The sequence below is a fragment of the Streptomyces sp. NBC_01317 genome (assembly GCF_035961655.1).
Lineage (GTDB): Bacteria > Actinomycetota > Actinomycetes > Streptomycetales > Streptomycetaceae > Streptomyces.
Window position 1 is genome coordinate 4,768,638 of sequence record NZ_CP108393.1, and the last position, 15,290, is coordinate 4,783,927.

The window sequence follows — 15,290 nt, forward strand, 5'->3', positions numbered from 1 at the left end:
CGCCCTTGTCCATGCTTGTCCGCGCTCACCTAGAGTTCTCCCCGTGATCGAGATCCCGGAGGAGCTGGCCCGTACCCAGTCGAAGGCCAACGGGGAAGCGGGCCGCGCGTTCGTCGCGGGGCTGCCGGACCTGGCGGCGGACTTCGTGGAACGGTGGGAGCTGCGCCTCACGGGCCCCGCCATGTACGGCATGTGCGCACTGGTGCTGCCGGTGGAGCAGGCGGACGGCACGGCCGCGATGCTCAAGCTCCAGCTGCTGGACGACGAGTCCGTGGGCGAGCCGGTGGCGCTGCGGCTGTGGGAGGGCGCCGGGGCGGTACGGCTGCTGCGCCACGACCCCGTGACCGGCGCGCTGCTCCTGGAGGCGCTGGACTCCACGCGCGACCTGTCGGGGGTGGAGTCGCGGGAGGCGGTACGGGTCATCGCCGAGCTGCTGGCACGGCTGACGGCGGTCCCGGCGCCGCCGGAGGTACGGAGCCTCGGTGACGTGGCCGCGCGGATGCTGGACACCGTACCGGCCCTGTCGGCGCGGCTGCCGGACGCGGCGGAGCGGGCCCTGCTGCGGGACTGCGCGGCGGCGGTGCGCGAGGTGGCGGGGGAGCCGGGGGACCGGCTGCTGCACTGGGACCTGCACTACGAGAACGTACTGGCCACCCTTCCGGGCGACCCCCGCGGCCCGTGGCTGGCGATCGACCCCAAGCCGCTGTCCGGCGACCCGGGCTTCGACCTGATGCCCGCGCTCGACAACCGCTTCGACGCGGCCGAGACGCTGTGGCGCTTCGACCTCATGACGGAGGTCCTGGCCCTGGACCGGCAGCGGGCCCGGGCCTGGACGCTGGGCCGCGTGCTCCAGAACAGCCTGTGGGACGTGGCGGACGGCGAGCGGACCCTCCACCCGGACCAGGTGTCGGTGGCGCACGCCCTGCTGGGCCGCTGACGCGGGCGGGGCCGAGTGCCACCCGCCCACCCCCCACCAGGCAAGCTGTCCCCATGATTCGTACCGCCACAGTGGCCGACGTCCCGGTGATCCACACGATGGTCCGCGAACTCGCCCTCTACGAGAAGGCCCCCGACGAGGCCCGCGCCACCGAGACCCAACTCCGCGAGGCCTTGTTCGGCGAGCACCCCGCCGCGTTCGCCCACATCGCGGAAACCCCCGACGGCGAACCGGCCGGCTTCGCGCTGTGGTTCCTCAACTTCTCCACGTGGCGGGGCGTCCACGGCATCCACCTGGAAGACCTGTACGTACGCCCCACCCACCGAGGCACCGGCCACGGCAGGGCACTCCTGACCGAACTGGCCCGCATCTGCGTGACCCGCGGCTACGAACGCCTCGAATGGTCGGTCCTGGACTGGAACACGCCCGCCGTGGAGTTCTACCGCTCACTCGGAGCGGTGTCGATGACGGGGTGGACCATGAACCGGCTGACGGACGACGCGCTGGTCAGGCTTTCAGGCGCGACGGGGCGGAGTGAGCTTCCCGAGGTCGAGGGTGACCTCGAAGGGCAGCGCGACGTGGAGTGAGTCCCGGAAGATTCCGGTGGGTACGTAGGTGGCGGTCGGCTCGTCGAGTTCGTAGACGTGGACCACCGGAGATCCGGCCTCGTCCTCGACGCGCCAGTGATGCGGAATGCCGGCCTTCGCGTACTTGAGGAGTTTCACCGTGCGGTCCCGGTGGGCGGACTCGGGGGAGACGACCTCGACAACGAGTCGGACGTCCTCCGGAGCGAACCAGGTGCGGTTCGCGTCATACGGGGCGGTGGTCGCCAGCACGTCCGGCTGGGGACGGTTGCGGGCGTCGAGGCGGATCGTCATGCCCTGCTCGATCTCGACACCTTCGACGGCCTGGTCCATGAGGGCGACCGTGAGCGCGGTGACGAGGCGGCTGTGCCACCACCGCCGCGGCGACAACAGGAAGACGAGTGCTCCGTCGATCAGCTCGGTGTGGCGTGGGGCCTCGGGGAGGTGGTCCAGATCCTCCGCGAACCAGCCTTCCGCGCGCGGCGGGCGCATCCAGTCGGGCAACGCGGTCATGGGACGAGCCTAGCGATCCTGCCGGCCGGGGCGATGCCGTCGTTCCTGGAGTCCCCCCAGAGGGTGACAGGCCCTAGACCGCCGCGCCCGGGGCGTCCGCCGCGCCGTCGGACCCCATGGAGCGGGGCGACTTGGCGTTGATCAGGACCGCGCCGATGATCGCCGCCGCCAGGAGGATGATCGCCGCCCAGGCGATGGCCACCGTGAAGCCGTGGACCGTGCCCGTGTCCACGATGTGGGACCTCTCCGCCGGGGTCAGGCCGCCCTTCCGGGCCGCCGCGGCGAGATGGGCCGTCAGGTACGTCGTCGTGCTGGTCGCCGCGATCGTGTTCAGCAGGGACGTACCGATGGAACCGCCCACCTGCTGCGCCGTGTTGACCGTCGCCGACGTGACGCCGGAGTCCCTCTGGGCGACCCCCGACGTGGCCGTCGAGATGACGGGCAGGAACGTCAGGCCCAGGCCGAAGCCCAGCAGGATCGTGCCCGGCAGGATGTGCGCCGGGTAGCTGGAATGCGTGTCGATGAAGGTCAGGGAGTACATCCCGCCCGCGCTCAGCAGCAGCCCGGGGACCAGGAGCGCGCGCGGCGGCACCAGGGGGAGCAGCCGGGCGGAGATCTGCGTCGAGCCGATGATGATGCCCGCCGACAGCGGCAGGAAGGCCAGGCCGGCCTTGATGGGCGAGTACCCGAGGATGTTCTGGAGGAAGAACGTCAGGAACAGGAACGCGCCGAACAGCCCGATCGTCGTCAGCGCCATCACGAGGACCGAGCCGCCACGGTTGCGCTCCCTGATGATGTGCAGCGGCAGCAGCGGGCCGGGGGACTTGGTCTGCCACCACGTGAACGCGGCGAGCAGCGCGATGCCGATGCTCAGCACCGTCAGGACCTCCGTGGATGTCCACCCGTCCGACTCCGCCTGGCTGAACCCGTACACGATCGCCACGAGCCCACCGCAGCCGAGGATGACCCCGGGGATGTCCAGATGCGCGTCCTTGGTGCCCGCCCGGTCCTTGAGCAGCATGAAGGCGCCGATGACGGCGAGGAGCGCGATGGGGACGTTCACGTACAGGCACCACCGCCAGCTCAGCCACTCGGTCAGGATGCCGCCGAGCAGCAGCCCGATCGCGGAGCCGCCGCCCGCGATGGCGCTGAAGATGCCGAAGGCCTGGGCGCGTTCCTTGCCGGCGGGGAAGGTCGTGGTGAGCAGGGACAGGGCGGACGGCGCCAGGACGGCGGCGAAGACGCCCTGGAGCGCCCGGGAGAGGAAGAGCATCTCCTGCCCGGTGGACGCGCCACCGATCGCGGAGGAGCCGGCGAAGCCGATGAGCCCGATGATGAACGTGCGCTTACGGCCGACGAGGTCGGCGATCCGGCCGCCCAGGAGCAGGAGACCACCGAAGGCCAGGGTGTACGCGGTGATCACCCACTGGCGGTTCCCGTTGCTGATGTGCAGGGCGCGCTGGGCGGAGGGGAGGGCGATGTTCACGATCGTCGCGTCGAGCACCACCATGAGCTGCGCGGTCGCGATGACGGCCAGGGCCCACCAGCGGCGCGGATCCGGTTCGTCCGCGGGGACGCCCGAGGCGTCGGTGGGGCCTGGGGCGTCGGCGTCGGCCTGCGCGTCGCTCGGTCCGCCGCTCGGTGAGTCGCTCGATGAGCCGTTCGGTGAGTCGCTCGATGAGTCGCTCGGGGGGCCGGGGGTCGACGGATCGCTCATCGAGATCTTCCTTCGCAGTGGACCTCTGCTGGCATGGCTCAGCTCAGAACACCATGAAATGGGCTGTTTCGCTCCTTTTTCGCTCCTTGGTGCGAACGTACCGGCGCCGGACCCCTGTACCGGCGCCGGTACGAGCTTCGCGCACACGCCCTACGGCTCCAGCACGACCTTCCCCATCGTCGCCCTCGTCTCCAGCGCCCGGTGTGCCGCCGCCGCCTCGGCGAGCGGGAAGCGCTGTACGGCGGGGCGCAGCCGGCCGGCCGCCGCCTCCGCCAGGGAGCGCTCCTCCAGGACCCGTACGTCCCCGCCCGCCCTGCTCAGCATCACCGGGCCGAGGACGGACTCGGACGTGATGGACCTGGCGGCCAGCTCCTCGTCCGTGAAGGTCAGCGGGGAACCGCCGTGCGGGCCCTCACCCGACCAGCCGAAGACCACGTGCCGGCCGCCCTTGGCGAGGAGGCCGACCGCGGCGAGGGCGGTGGCGCCGCCCACGGAGTCGAAGACGACGGTGGCGCCGCGTTCGCCCAGACGGCCGCGGACCCGGTCGGGCCAGTCGGGGCGCGTGTAGTCCACGGCGAGATCGGCGCCGTTGTCCGTGACGGCCGCGACCTTCGCGGGGCCGCCCGCGAGGCCCACGACGGTGGCGCCGAGGTTCTTCGCGTACTGGACGAGGAGGGTGCCGATGCCGCCGGCCGCCGCCGTCACCACGGCGATGTCGCCGGGGCCCAGGTCGGTGAACTGGAGGATGCCCATCGTCGTACGGCCCGTCCCGATCATCGCGACCGCCTGAGCCGCGTCGAGGTTCGACGGGATCTCGTGCAGCCGGGCGGCGTCCGTGACGGCCAGTTCGGCGTAGCCGCCGGGGACCATGCCGAGGTGCGCGACGACCTGCCTGCCGAGCCAGCCGGGGTCGACGCCCGCGCCGAGCGACTCGACCGTACCCGCGACCTCACGGCCGGGGATCGTGGGCAGCTCGGCCGGGGCGGGGAAGGGGCCCGGCATGCCCTGGCGCAGGGCCGTGTCCAGCAGGTGCACCCCGGCGGCGGCGACGGCGATACGGACCTGGCCGGGGCCGGGGACGGGATCGCCGGTCCTCTCGTACGTGAGGTTCTCGGCCGGGCCGAAGGCGTGGAGGCGGACGGCGTGCATGGTGGGCTCCCTGGGGGCCGGGGGTGGTCTGGGACGGCCAGTGATCCGGTACGGCCAGTGCTCCGGTACGACCGGTGCTCTGGTACGACCAGTGGCCTGGTACGGCCAGCCTCCGACGTCAAGCGCGCTTGAGGTCAAGGGTGTGCCGTACGGACAGGCGCTCGACCGCAAGCGCCGCCGCCGTGATCCCGCTGTGGAACGACACCTCCGACAGCACGCCCGGCGCCGCCACCTGATCGCCCGCCAGATAGATCCCGTCGCCCCGGTCGATACGCGGCCGGTCCCGCCACGTCGTGCCCGGCAGGTCCACGGCGCCCGTACGCCCGGTCGCGAGGGAGTCGCGCCGCCAGGTGACCCGCTCGCGCCAGCCGGGGAACCCCAGGTCGAGCAGGTGCTCGGCGCGTGCCGTCCCCTCGTCCTTGGACGCGCCGGGCCCGACCGGGAACTGCCCCTGGAGCAGCTGCTCACCGGCCGGCGCCAGGGACGGATCCTGGGCCGTGAACCGTTCGAGCCACGCGGGGGCGTCCAGTCCGGACACGATGTACGGATCGCCCCGGCGCGTACGCAGCGCCAGGTCCAGCAGGACCGTACGGCCGCCGGTCCACCGCAGACTCTCGTCACCGAGCAGGCGGCGGGCGGCGTCCATGGAGGTGGCGACGATGACAGGCCCGTCCTCGGGCAGGGCCTCGACGCGGGCGGCGGTCTCGATCCGTACCCCCAGGTTCCAGGCCCGCGCCGCCATCCGGTCGACCACCTGGCCCCAGCCGCCCACGGGGAAGCGGGCCTCCGGCGGAACGGCGGTGGCCCGGCGCAACCGCTCCTGGACGAACGCGGCGGAGAGCGAACCGGGATCGTGGTGGAAGAGGGCGACGGCGGCATAGTGCGCGGCGGCGCGGGCCGCCTCCGGGCCCGCGACGGAGGTCGCCCAGGTCAGGAAGTCGGCGTCCACCGGAGCGTGTGCCGTCCTACGGAGGGCGAGCTTGAACAGCCCGAGGGGTGGGGTCCTGCGCAGGACCCCACCCCGGTGGAAGAAGAAACGGGAACCCTCGCGCAGGGGTGGCAGACCGGCGGTGGGGCCGAGCAGGCCCCGCCGCTCCAGCCAGGCCCGGTGCGGCCCGCGCCGGTACAGCGCGTGCGGACCGTCGTTGGTGAGGTAGGGGCCCTCGGCGGTACGGGCGCGTCCGCCGAGGGTGTGGTGCGCCTCGTGGAGGGTCACGCGGGCACCTGATTCGGCGGCGGTGATGGCGGCGGTCAGTCCGGCGAAACCGCCTCCGACGACAGTGATGCGATCCATGGCTGCTGCTCCCCGTTCTCGGTCCTGGTTCTCGGTCCTGCTCGGTTCTTCGCGTCCTCCTACGGATGTGACGGTCGCGGGCCCCCGAGATGTGACATCGGGGATCGGCGTTGTCAGTGCTGTGCGTCACCATGGGGGCATGGTGCGGAAGACGGCGAAGGCGACGAAGAGCGGACCGGTGGCGAGGCGGCCGGAGGTACGGCTGCCGCCGCTGATGCCGTACGACGCCGAGGGCGGCGGCGGCCTGGAGCCGGACGGGGACTACGACGGGCTGGAGTTCAAGGAGGTCGACCTGGCGGGGCAGGAGGGGCCGGGCTCGCGGTTCATGGACTGCGCGCTGCGGGAGTGCGGTCTCGACGGGACGGAGCTGGCCCGCGCGCGTTTTATCGACTCCGTGCTGAGCGGCGTACGGGGGGTGGGGACGGACCTGTCGGGGGCGTCGCTGCGGGACGTGGAGGTGCTGGACGCGCGCCTGGGCGGGACGCAGCTGCACGGCGCGGTGCTGGAGCGGGTGCTGTTCCGGGGCGGGAAGATCGACTACCTGAACCTGCGCAACGCCCGCCTCAAGGATGTGGTGTTCGAGGGCTGCTTCCTGTCGGAGCCGGATTTCGGGGGCGCGGTGCTGGAGCGGGTCGAGTTCCGGGACTGCGTGCTGCGGCAGGCGGACCTGAGCGGGGTGCGGATGACGGACGTCGACCTGCGGACGGTCGCGGAGCTGGACATCGCGCGGGGGCTGGACCGGCTGGCGGGGGCCGTGATCAGCTCGGCGCAACTGCTCCAGCTGGCACCGGCGTTCGCGGCGCAGATCGGGGTGCGGGTGGAGGACACGCTGGAGTCGTAGCGCGACGACGCCGATGACGGATCGAGGCCATGGAGCCAGCCACGCACATCACCCCCCTCACACACATCACGCCCCGCACACCTCTCACGCCTCTCACGCACATCGTGGTGCAACGCATACGCACGTCGTGGACGAAGGAGTCCCGGGGTGGCCGTGGAGCGGTCCTGAGGAGCGCGGCGCCGGAGGCCTTCCCGATACCGACGGGTGTGTCCTCCGGCCTGCACGAGGTCTCGTTGGAGGAGTACGCCTCGTTCCGCCCGGAGGTTCGGCTGGGGGACCTGGCGGAGTGCGGGATCGCTCTCCAGGAACAGGAGGCGGACGGATTCCTGACGGTGGGCCCGCCAACGCTGCTCCCGGGCGGCGTGCCGCGACGCGACTGGCGGCGTCCGGCCGTGCGGCTGGCCCCGGGCGAGTGGGCGCGGTGGCAGATCAACTACCGCTTCGGCGGGAACACCAACTGGACCTACCGGCTGGACACGTTCAACGTCGCTTACGGCCCCCCGACGCCCAAGGTGTTCCTGGGCGAACCGGCCCACGGCGTGGACGAGCGCGGGTCCCTGCGCTGAAACCCGCTCGACGTGCCAGGACATTACGAAGGCCCCGACCCGGGGGGAGGAGTCGGAGCCTTCGGTGTGCGCCCAGGACACGGCCTTGAGGTGGGGGGAGGAAGCGGTTGCCTGCTTCCCGGCCAATGCCCCGGCAATCTTCGTGTGCCCGACCCGGGGGGATGTACGCCTGCGGATCCGCGAAACGATGGGTGGGCTGTGTGGGCACTGTGTTGTGAAGGTGTGACGCCCCAGGTCAGCGCGCGACGGCCGCCGGATCAGATGCGGGGGAACCGCGACTGGAGGTCCCAGACGATCGGGTTGTCGGCGAGGCCCTCGTGCAGGTCGGACAGATCGGCGATCAGGTCGTGCAGGAAGTCCCGCGCCTCGCGGCGCAGCAGCCGGTGCCCGAAAGTCAGCGGGGGCTCGTCGCCGGGCATCCAGTCGGCCTCCACGTCGACCCACCCGAACCGCCGGGCGAACAGCATCCGGTCCGCCGACTCGGTGAAGTCCAACTCGGCATACTGCGGCTTCGCCGCCCGCGCGCCCCGCGGATCGAGGTCGAGCTGCTCGACGATGTCGCACAGGGCCCAGGCGAAGTCGAGCACCGGCACCCATCCCCAGGCCGTGGACACTTCCCGGTCCGCCTTGGTGTCGGCGAGATAGACGTCCCCGCAGAACAGGTCGTGCCGCAGCGACCGTACGTCCGCCATGCGGTAGTCGGTCTGCGGAGGATCGGGAAAGCGCCGGGAGAGGGAGTAACCGATGTCGAGCACGCGCCCGATGGTGTCACGCCGATTCACCCACCCGGCCCCGGGATGGGAGAGTCGAGAAACCCCGGCCCCGCACCGGAGAAACGTCACCGCTCACACGTTCGAGTGACGGCTTACGGTTTCACTCGCGGCCGTCGCCTCTAGGCTGGGAGTGTCGCACTGCGCGAAGGAGGTATGCCGTGGCACTGCCTGTTCCGGAGTACGAGCCGTACGAGCCGAATGAGCTGTACGAAGAAGAGAATGACCTGCTCGACCACAGGAAAATTGCCAGGCTGGTCAAGGGCAGGATCGAAGCCCTGTCCGTGGAAGACGCCTTCGACATGTTCAGTGCGGTTGCCCCTCAGGGGTGGCGCGTGGAATTCAGGCAGGGTCGTGCCCGACCTGGTCATCGCCCCCAAGGGCAGCTTCGCGGATGAGCTGGAGTACCACGACCCGGCACCCGTGTTGCTTGTCGCCGAGGTCACCTCGCGATCCACTGCGGAAAACGACCGCGTGAAGAAGATCCGGGGGTACGCCCGCGCGGCCATCCCCATCTACCTGCTCGTCGACAGGGAAGCGAACCAGGCCGTGCTGTGCACGATCCCCGTGGGCGAGGACTACAAGCGCAAGGTTCCGTACAAGCTGTCCGAGAAGATCCCCCTCCCCGCGCCCTTCGGCTTCGACCTCGACACCGCCGAGTTCTGACCGCCTGAAACGAAGCCGGAGGCGTCAAGGCCTAGCATCGGCGGATGCGTCGGTACGTGGTCTCCTCGGTCTCCGCGGTCGCCCTGTTCGGGGTGGTCGGTGGGTGTGGTGGGGCGGGCGGCGGGAACGGGAGCGCGGCGCCGGACGTGTCCGGGAGCGGTGGGGTGGGGGATCCGTATTTTCCCGGGCTCGGGAATGGGGGGTACGACGTCTCGCACTATGGGCTCACGCTTGACTACGTCCCTGCCACCCGGCACCTCGACGGCACCGCCGTCATCACCGCGCGGGCCACACAGGACCTCACCGGCTTCCACCTCGACCTCGCCGGGATGGACGTCGCGTCCGTGACCGTGGACGGGCGGCGGGCCGTCGTCGGCCGTGACGGTACGGAGCTGATCGTGCGGCCGCGTGAGGCACTGGAGCGCGGGGAGACCTTCCGTACCGTCGTCAGGTACTCCGGCGTCCCGCGCCGCATCACCGACCCCGACGGGTCCGCCGAGGGCTGGCTCGCCTCCGGGCGGCGGGTGGTCGCGCTGGGGGAGCCGACCGGGTCGATGACATGGTTCCCCGGCAACCACCACCCCGGCGACAAGGCGTCCTACGACGTCGACATCACCGTGCCCGCCGGCACCGAGGCCGTCTCCAACGGGGAGCCGGTCGGCCGGCGGACCAGCGGCGGCCGGACCGCGTTCCGCTGGCGGAGCACCGAGCCGATGGCCAGTTACCTCGCCACCCTCGCCATCGGCCCGTACCGCGTGCACGAGGTGAAGGGCCCCCTGCCGCTCTACACCGCCGTCGATCCCGGCGCGGGCAAGGCCGGGGCCGATCTGGTCGCCGCGCTGCCCGGGATTTTGACGTGGGAGGAGAAGACCTTCGGCCCCTACCCCTTCTCCTCCGCCGGTGTGATCATCGGGCGCAAGGCCGACGCCGGATACGCCCTGGAGACCCAGACCCGCCCCTTCCTCCCCGGCCCGACCGACGTCAGCACGCTGGTCCACGAGCTGGCCCACCAGTGGTTCGGCGACTCCGTGACGCCCGAGTCCTGGCAGGACATGTGGCTCAACGAGGGCTTCGCGACCTACGCGGAGTGGCTCTGGGCGGCGGACCACGGGGGTATGCCGGTGGCGGAGAGTTTCACCGAGGCGTACGACGACGAGGAGAACTGGGCCTTCCCGCCCGCCGATCCGCCCACCGCCGCCGACCTCTCCGAGCCGCCGGTGTACGGGCGCGGCGCGATGGTCCTCCAGCGGGTACGGGACGCGGTGGGCGACGCCACGTTCTTCCGGATCGTACGGGGCTGGGCGCGGACGCACCGTCATGGCAACGCCTCCACCGCCGACTTCACGGCGTACGTGGAGAAGGAGTCCGGACGGGAGCTGTCGGAGGTCTGGGACAGCTGGCTGTACGGGGACGGCAGGCCCGACCTGTAGAAGGCGGACGCTCACAACGCCTTGCGCAGGAGCCGGCACCGGTGGCCCCGCCTCCGGTCCGGGCGGCGGCCCGTCTCCTCGTACCCGAGCGCCGTCCAGAAGGCGACGGCCCCGGTGTTCGCCTCCGCGACCGAGAGCCTGACACCGCTGTGCCCCGCCGTGCGGAACCGGTCCTCGACGCGTCCGGCCAGCCCCCGCCCGTACCCGGAGCGCCGCTCGCGGCCGTGCACCATCAGCAGGGCGATCCACGGGTCGGGGTCCGGTACGGCGCCGGCCCCGGAGGGCCCGGACACCTGGTCCGGGTCGTGGGCCAGGACCACCGCGACCGCCACGAGCCGCCCCGCCGAACGGGCCAGCAGCACCTCCGCGTCCGGGTGCGCAAGATCGTCGGCGAGCGAGACCGCGACGTCCTCGGGGCGGATGCGCGCCGGGTCCGGGAAGTCCCCGCCGAGCTGCTGGAACGCGCGGTCCGAGGCGTAGAAGCCCGCCAGCTCCGTCAGCAGCTCCCCGGGCAGGGCGCGGGCCTCACCGGCCGTCACCACGTCGACGATCATGCGGGCAGGCTACCGGCGGCCACCGCCACGGGGACGTACGGACGCACGCGCGGGCACGAGGACATGGTGGCCCCGACGCCGGTGGGCCCCCGGCCGAAGCCGGGGGCCCACCGGGGCGTGACGGAGAGACGGGTCAGAGGTTGACGCCGAAGTCCGTGGCGATACCGACCAGGCCCGAGGCGTACCCCTGGCCCACCGCGCGGAACTTCCACTCCGCGCCGTTGCGGTACAGCTCGCCGAAGACCATCGCGGTCTCGGTGGCGGCGTCCTCGCTCAGGTCGTAGCGCGCCAGCTCCGCGCCGCCGGCCTGGTTGACGATGCGGATGTACGCGTTCCGCACCTGGCCGAAGTTCTGGCTGCGGGTCTCGGCGTCGTAGATGGAGACCGGGAAGACGATCTTGTCGACCTCGGCGGGCAGGCCCGCCAGGTTGACGTTGATCGCCTCGTCGTCGCCGTCGCCTTCGCCCGTACGGTTGTCACCCGTGTGGACGATCGTCTGGTCCGGCGTCGACTTGTTGTTGAAGAAGACGAAGTGGCCGTCGGAGACGACCTTCCCGGCCGCGGTGACGGCGATCGCCGAGGCGTCGAGGTCGAAGTCGGTGCCGGTGGTGGTACGGACGTCCCAGCCGAGGCCGACGGTGACAGCGGTCAGGCCCGGTGCCTCCTTGGTGAGCGAGACGTTGCCGCCCTTGGACAGGCTTACAGCCATGGGATGTCCCTTTCGTTGTCGTGTGCGGGCTTCGAGCTGTCCCGAAGTTACCGTCACCCGGCATAACGCAGGCAGAGGACCGGGAGGTTCCACACCTCTTTACTTTCTTTACCCGAAAGGTCCCCAGGAGGGTCCCTGGGAGGGGCCTCCGCCCGTTCCCGCGCCGAAAAGAGGGTGACGGAACCACCGCGGACACGGGACCATGGGGGCATGTCCGGGCCCTCGTACGTCATCCGCGGTTCGGTCTCCCTGCCGGAGGCCGAGCTCATGTGGCGTTTCTCGCGCTCCTCGGGCCCCGGCGGCCAGCACGTGAACACCAGCGACTCCCAGGTGGAGCTGCGCTTCGACCTCGCGAAGACGGAGGCGCTGCCGCCGGTCTGGAAGGAGCGGGCGCTGGAGCGGCTGGAGAGCCGGCTGGTCGGAGGCGTGATCACCGTACGCTCGTCGGAGCACCGCTCACAGTGGCGCAACCGCGAGACGGCGGCCGTCCGGCTCACGGCCCTGCTGGCCGAGGCCACGGCCCCGCCGCCCCGGGCGCGCCGCAAGGGCAAGATCCCGCGCGGGCTCAACGAGCGCAGGCTCCGGGAGAAGAAGCAGCGGGCGGAGACGAAGCGCGGCCGCACGGGCCGCGACTGGACCTGACGGTCCGAGCCGGGCCTGTGGTCCGAGCCGGACCCGACAGCCGACCCCGCCCTCACCCCCTCCCCAGCGTCCGGTACTTCCCCTGGAAGTACGTCAGCGGCCCGCCCTCCACGCTCGGCAGTTCCGCCGTCAGCACCCGCCCGATCACCAGCGTGTGGTCCCCCGCGACCACCCGTTGTTCCGTACGGCACTCCAGGACCGCCAGCGCCCCGCCCACCAGCGGCGCCCCGCTCACCTCGCCCCGCCGGTACGGGATGTCCTCGAACAGCAGCCGGTCGCTGATCCGCCCCTTCATCGCGAAGCGACCCGCGATGTGCCGCTGGCTCTCCGTGAGAAGGGACACGCCCCACAGCGGCTGCTCGTCCAGCAGATCGTCCATCCGGGAGCCGTTCCGTACGCTCACGAGCACGAGTGGCGGGTCCAGGGACACGGACAGGAACGCGGTCGCCGTCATCCCCGCGTCCTGGCCGCCGGGGCCGTCCGCGCTCAGTGCTTCCTCGTGTGCCGTCACCAGCACCACCCCCGCCGCGAGCCGGGACAGGGCGGCGCGGAACTCGTCGTTGCTCACCCCCTCAGGATGGGGGATGGGAACGGCTCGGGAAGCCCGGGAATCGGGCCCCGCCGCAGGAGGCGTCGTAGCAGGGGTCGTCTGGGACACGCGGAAGACGCTAATCTCGGCTCTCCCCCCGCCGCATCGGGCCAGGGGACCAGCCAGGTCCTAGGACCTGTCGTCGGACCTGCCGTCGTGACGGGCCCGGGACAGGATCGGGACCCGGCCGCCGCGATCGTCGGGATACCCTCGCGATTTGCTATCAGAAAAGAGTGGAGCGCCCCTACCAGGCACTCCGCCCGGTTCGTCATATGATGTGACTTGGGTCACAGTGGTGAGTATTTGTTGACCCTGTGTACCGGGTGCACAGCTCGCTGTGATTCAGTGACTGGGGACCGTGCAACACGAGAGCCGATGAGAATCCTGGAGTTGCTGTCGAGGTCTCGGGGAGAGCGAACGATGGAGACCGAGTCGGAGCCGTATGTCCGCCTTGCGACCCTGCGTCAGCTGCATCAGGCTGTCGCCGAACTCAACACGGCCCGAAGCCTGGCGGACACCTTGCAGACCGTCGCCGACGGCATCGTCAAGGGGCTCGGCTACGAACTCGCCTGCGTGAACGTGGTCCAGGCCGACGGTGACCTCGTCGTCGCCGCCTTCGCCGGGAGCGCCGCCGCCGAGGCGCTGATCACCGGCCGCGTCGGCTCCCGCGCCTCCTGGGAGCGCCGACTCGTGATGGGCGAGCCCTGGGGCTCCCTGCGGTACATCCCGCACACCGAGGGCTGGGTCCTGCTGGAGGACGACGTCCCCCAGTGGCACACCGAGGGCCCCGACCCGCGCTTCGAGGACGAGTGGCACCCCGCCGACCGGCTCTACGCGCCGATGTACGCGTCGGGCAGCGGCAACGACCTCCTCGGCGTCATATCCGTCGACCGGCCGCGCGGCGGACGCCGTCCGGGCGCCTGGGGCCGCGAAGCGCTCCAGATGTACGCGTCCCAGGCCGCCATTGCGATCAGCAACGCTCGCCTGCGAGCAAACATGCAGCGCGCCCTGGTCCGCCTGGAGCGTGAACAGGCCGCCCTGCGGGCCAGCGAGGAGTCCTTCCGCCAGGCCTTCGAGTACGCGCCCAGCGGGATGGCCATCGCCGAGATGGGCGGGGACCAGCACGGCCGGCTGCTGCGGACCAACGACGCGCTGTGCCGGCTGCTCGGCCGCCCCGCCTCCGCGATGCGCCGCTACTCCTTCTCCGACATGGTCCACCCCGAGGACATCGGCACCCTCCTCCGTACCTCCGCCGAGGGCGGCCGCGCCGAGCTGCGCCTGGCGCGCCGCGACGGCTCGTACGTCTGGGTCTCGCTGCGCAACTCCGTCGTCGCCGACACCACCGACGGCCCCCGCTTCCTCCTCACCCACGTCGAGGACATAGAGGAGCGCAAGAGCCGCGAGCTCCAGCTCGCCCACCGCGCCTCGCACGACTCCCTGACCGGCCTGCCCAACAGCGCGGAGCTGCGCGCGCGCCTCAGCGCCCGGCTCTGTTCGCGGCCCCACGCGATGCGCGAGACCGCGGTGGAAGCGCTGGACAAGGCGTACGGCGGGTACGACGGCATGGTCCGGTACGAGCCCAGTTACGAGGCGAGTGACGGGTACGACGGCCGGGACACGCGGGACACGTACGAGCCGTACGAGACGTACGAGAGCTACGAGGGGTACGACGGCTACAGCGAGACGGCGGGCGAGCGCGGCGGCCTGCGGGCCGGCGGCTTCGCGCCGCCAGGATCGCCCCTCGACCACCACGTGCACATGATCGCGCCGGGCGATGTGGCGGGTGACGGCACCGACGACGGCACGAAGGGCCTCGCGGTCCTCTTCTGCGACCTCGACGGCTTCAAGTCGATCAACGACCGGTTCGGCCACAACACCGGGGACGCCGTGCTGATCGAGGTCGCGCGCCGGCTGACCACGGGCGTACGGGACGGGGACACGGTCGCCCGGCTCGGCGGTGACGAGTTCGTGGTCCTCGCCGACGGCCTGGGCGCCGCCGACGCCGCCGACCTCGCCGTCCGGCTGCGCAACGCGATCATCCCGCCGATCCGGGTGGACGGCCGGGCGGTCCGGGTGGGCGCCAGCTTCGGTATCAGCTGGGCGAGTTGCGGGATGTCGGTCGAGGAGGTCCTCCAGTCGGCGGACCAGCGCATGTACATCGAGAAGCGGTCCCGGAACAAGGTGCACCGCAGGGCGGGCTGAGGAGCGCGTGCCACGGTCCGCCACGTGGCCGGACGCCGTTCGGGACAAGGCCGGGACATCTTCGCGATGCTTTGTTCACCCGGGCCCGGAAGGCTTGGCGCCGGGCCGAGCGCCGTCGGGGGGCCCG

17 protein-coding genes are annotated in these 15,290 nt (G+C 71.6%); 9 read left to right on the forward strand and 8 right to left on the reverse strand.

From position 1 onward, the window contains the following. Window positions 1–43: 43 nt before the first annotated feature. Window positions 44–937, forward strand: coding sequence for an aminoglycoside phosphotransferase family protein (locus OG349_RS20645; protein WP_327236013.1), 894 nt, complete (start codon window positions 44–46; stop codon window positions 935–937). Window positions 938–990: 53 nt separating this feature from the next. Continuing rightward, entirely contained in the window at window positions 991–1,524 is a 534-nt protein-coding gene (locus OG349_RS20650; RefSeq protein WP_327236014.1) for a GNAT family N-acetyltransferase, read from the forward strand. Here OG349_RS20650 and OG349_RS20655 read toward each other — a convergent pair. From OG349_RS20655 to OG349_RS20670, 4 genes are all read right to left on the reverse strand, one after another. Then, window positions 1,453–2,034 (reverse strand): Uma2 family endonuclease, encoded by a 582-nt coding sequence (locus tag OG349_RS20655; RefSeq protein ID WP_327236015.1) that lies wholly within the window; start codon window positions 2,032–2,034, stop codon window positions 1,453–1,455. The two genes, OG349_RS20650 and OG349_RS20655, sit on opposite strands and share 72 nt — an antisense overlap. Before the next feature lie 73 nt (window positions 2,035–2,107). Next, on the reverse strand, window positions 2,108–3,751 hold the full coding sequence (locus tag OG349_RS20660; protein ID WP_327236016.1) for an MFS transporter: 1,644 nt from the start codon (window positions 3,749–3,751) through the stop codon (window positions 2,108–2,110). Window positions 3,752–3,901: 150 nt separating this feature from the next. Then, complete coding sequence (locus OG349_RS20665) at window positions 3,902–4,900, reverse strand: zinc-binding dehydrogenase (protein WP_327236017.1); 999 nt, start codon at window positions 4,898–4,900, stop codon at window positions 3,902–3,904. Window positions 4,901–5,018: 118 nt separating this feature from the next. Continuing rightward, window positions 5,019–6,194 carry a phytoene desaturase family protein gene (locus OG349_RS20670; RefSeq protein ID WP_327236018.1) on the reverse strand — a complete coding sequence of 392 codons (1,176 nt, stop codon included), beginning with the start codon at window positions 6,192–6,194 and terminating at the stop codon, window positions 5,019–5,021. Window positions 6,195–6,333: 139 nt separating this feature from the next. Between OG349_RS20670 and OG349_RS20675 the strand changes: the two genes are divergently transcribed. Together OG349_RS20675 and OG349_RS20680 are read left to right on the forward strand one after the other, a co-directional pair. Next, entirely contained in the window at window positions 6,334–7,035 is a 702-nt protein-coding gene (locus OG349_RS20675; RefSeq protein ID WP_327236019.1) for a pentapeptide repeat-containing protein, read from the forward strand. Between the two features lie 107 nt (window positions 7,036–7,142). Next, on the forward strand, window positions 7,143–7,601 hold the full coding sequence (locus OG349_RS20680) for a hypothetical protein (protein ID WP_327236020.1): 459 nt from the start codon (window positions 7,143–7,145) through the stop codon (window positions 7,599–7,601). Window positions 7,602–7,858: 257 nt separating this feature from the next. Here OG349_RS20680 and OG349_RS20685 read toward each other — a convergent pair whose 3' ends face one another. Next, window positions 7,859–8,356: a hypothetical protein gene (locus OG349_RS20685; RefSeq protein ID WP_327236021.1), complete on the reverse strand. Its 498-nt coding sequence runs from the start codon at window positions 8,354–8,356 to the stop codon at window positions 7,859–7,861. A gap of 176 nt (window positions 8,357–8,532) precedes the next feature. On the opposite strand from OG349_RS20685, the gene OG349_RS20690 reads away from it, so the two are divergent. Genes OG349_RS20690 through OG349_RS20700 form a run of 3 tightly spaced genes read left to right on the forward strand, consistent with a single transcriptional unit; the run spans window position 8,533 to window position 10,467 of the window. Continuing rightward, entirely contained in the window at window positions 8,533–8,769 is a 237-nt protein-coding gene (locus OG349_RS20690) for a hypothetical protein (RefSeq protein WP_327238840.1), read from the forward strand. After that, the gene (locus OG349_RS20695) at window positions 8,681–9,037 is read left to right on the forward strand and encodes a Uma2 family endonuclease (RefSeq protein WP_327236022.1); all 357 of its coding nucleotides are present in this window, start codon (window positions 8,681–8,683) and stop codon (window positions 9,035–9,037) included. The genes OG349_RS20690 and OG349_RS20695 overlap by 89 nt, the downstream gene beginning before the upstream one ends. A 44-nt stretch (window positions 9,038–9,081) precedes the next feature. Beyond that, on the forward strand, window positions 9,082–10,467 hold the full coding sequence (locus tag OG349_RS20700) for a M1 family metallopeptidase (protein WP_327236023.1): 1,386 nt from the start codon (window positions 9,082–9,084) through the stop codon (window positions 10,465–10,467). A gap of 11 nt (window positions 10,468–10,478) precedes the next feature. Here the strand turns inward: OG349_RS20700 and OG349_RS20705 are convergent, their stop codons facing one another. Both OG349_RS20705 and OG349_RS20710 read right to left on the reverse strand, forming a co-directional pair. Beyond that, window positions 10,479–11,021 carry a GNAT family N-acetyltransferase gene (locus OG349_RS20705; RefSeq protein WP_327236024.1) on the reverse strand — a complete coding sequence of 181 codons (543 nt, stop codon included), beginning with the start codon at window positions 11,019–11,021 and terminating at the stop codon, window positions 10,479–10,481. Between the two features lie 133 nt (window positions 11,022–11,154). Then, entirely contained in the window at window positions 11,155–11,730 is a 576-nt protein-coding gene (locus tag OG349_RS20710) for a TerD family protein (protein ID WP_161306784.1), read from the reverse strand. A 210-nt stretch (window positions 11,731–11,940) separates the two neighbouring features. Between OG349_RS20710 and arfB the strand changes: the two genes are divergently transcribed. Then, on the forward strand, window positions 11,941–12,372 hold the full coding sequence (gene arfB / locus OG349_RS20715) for an alternative ribosome rescue aminoacyl-tRNA hydrolase ArfB (RefSeq protein ID WP_161306785.1): 432 nt from the start codon (window positions 11,941–11,943) through the stop codon (window positions 12,370–12,372). A gap of 52 nt (window positions 12,373–12,424) precedes the next feature. Here the strand turns inward: arfB and OG349_RS20720 are convergent, their stop codons facing one another. After that, window positions 12,425–12,958: a flavin reductase family protein gene (locus OG349_RS20720; protein WP_327238640.1), complete on the reverse strand. Its 534-nt coding sequence runs from the start codon at window positions 12,956–12,958 to the stop codon at window positions 12,425–12,427. Between the two features lie 423 nt (window positions 12,959–13,381). Between OG349_RS20720 and cdgB the strand changes: the two genes are divergently transcribed. Next, on the forward strand, window positions 13,382–15,163 hold the full coding sequence (cdgB, locus tag OG349_RS20725; protein ID WP_327236025.1) for a diguanylate cyclase CdgB: 1,782 nt from the start codon (window positions 13,382–13,384) through the stop codon (window positions 15,161–15,163). The last annotated feature ends 127 nt before the right edge of the window (window positions 15,164–15,290 follow it).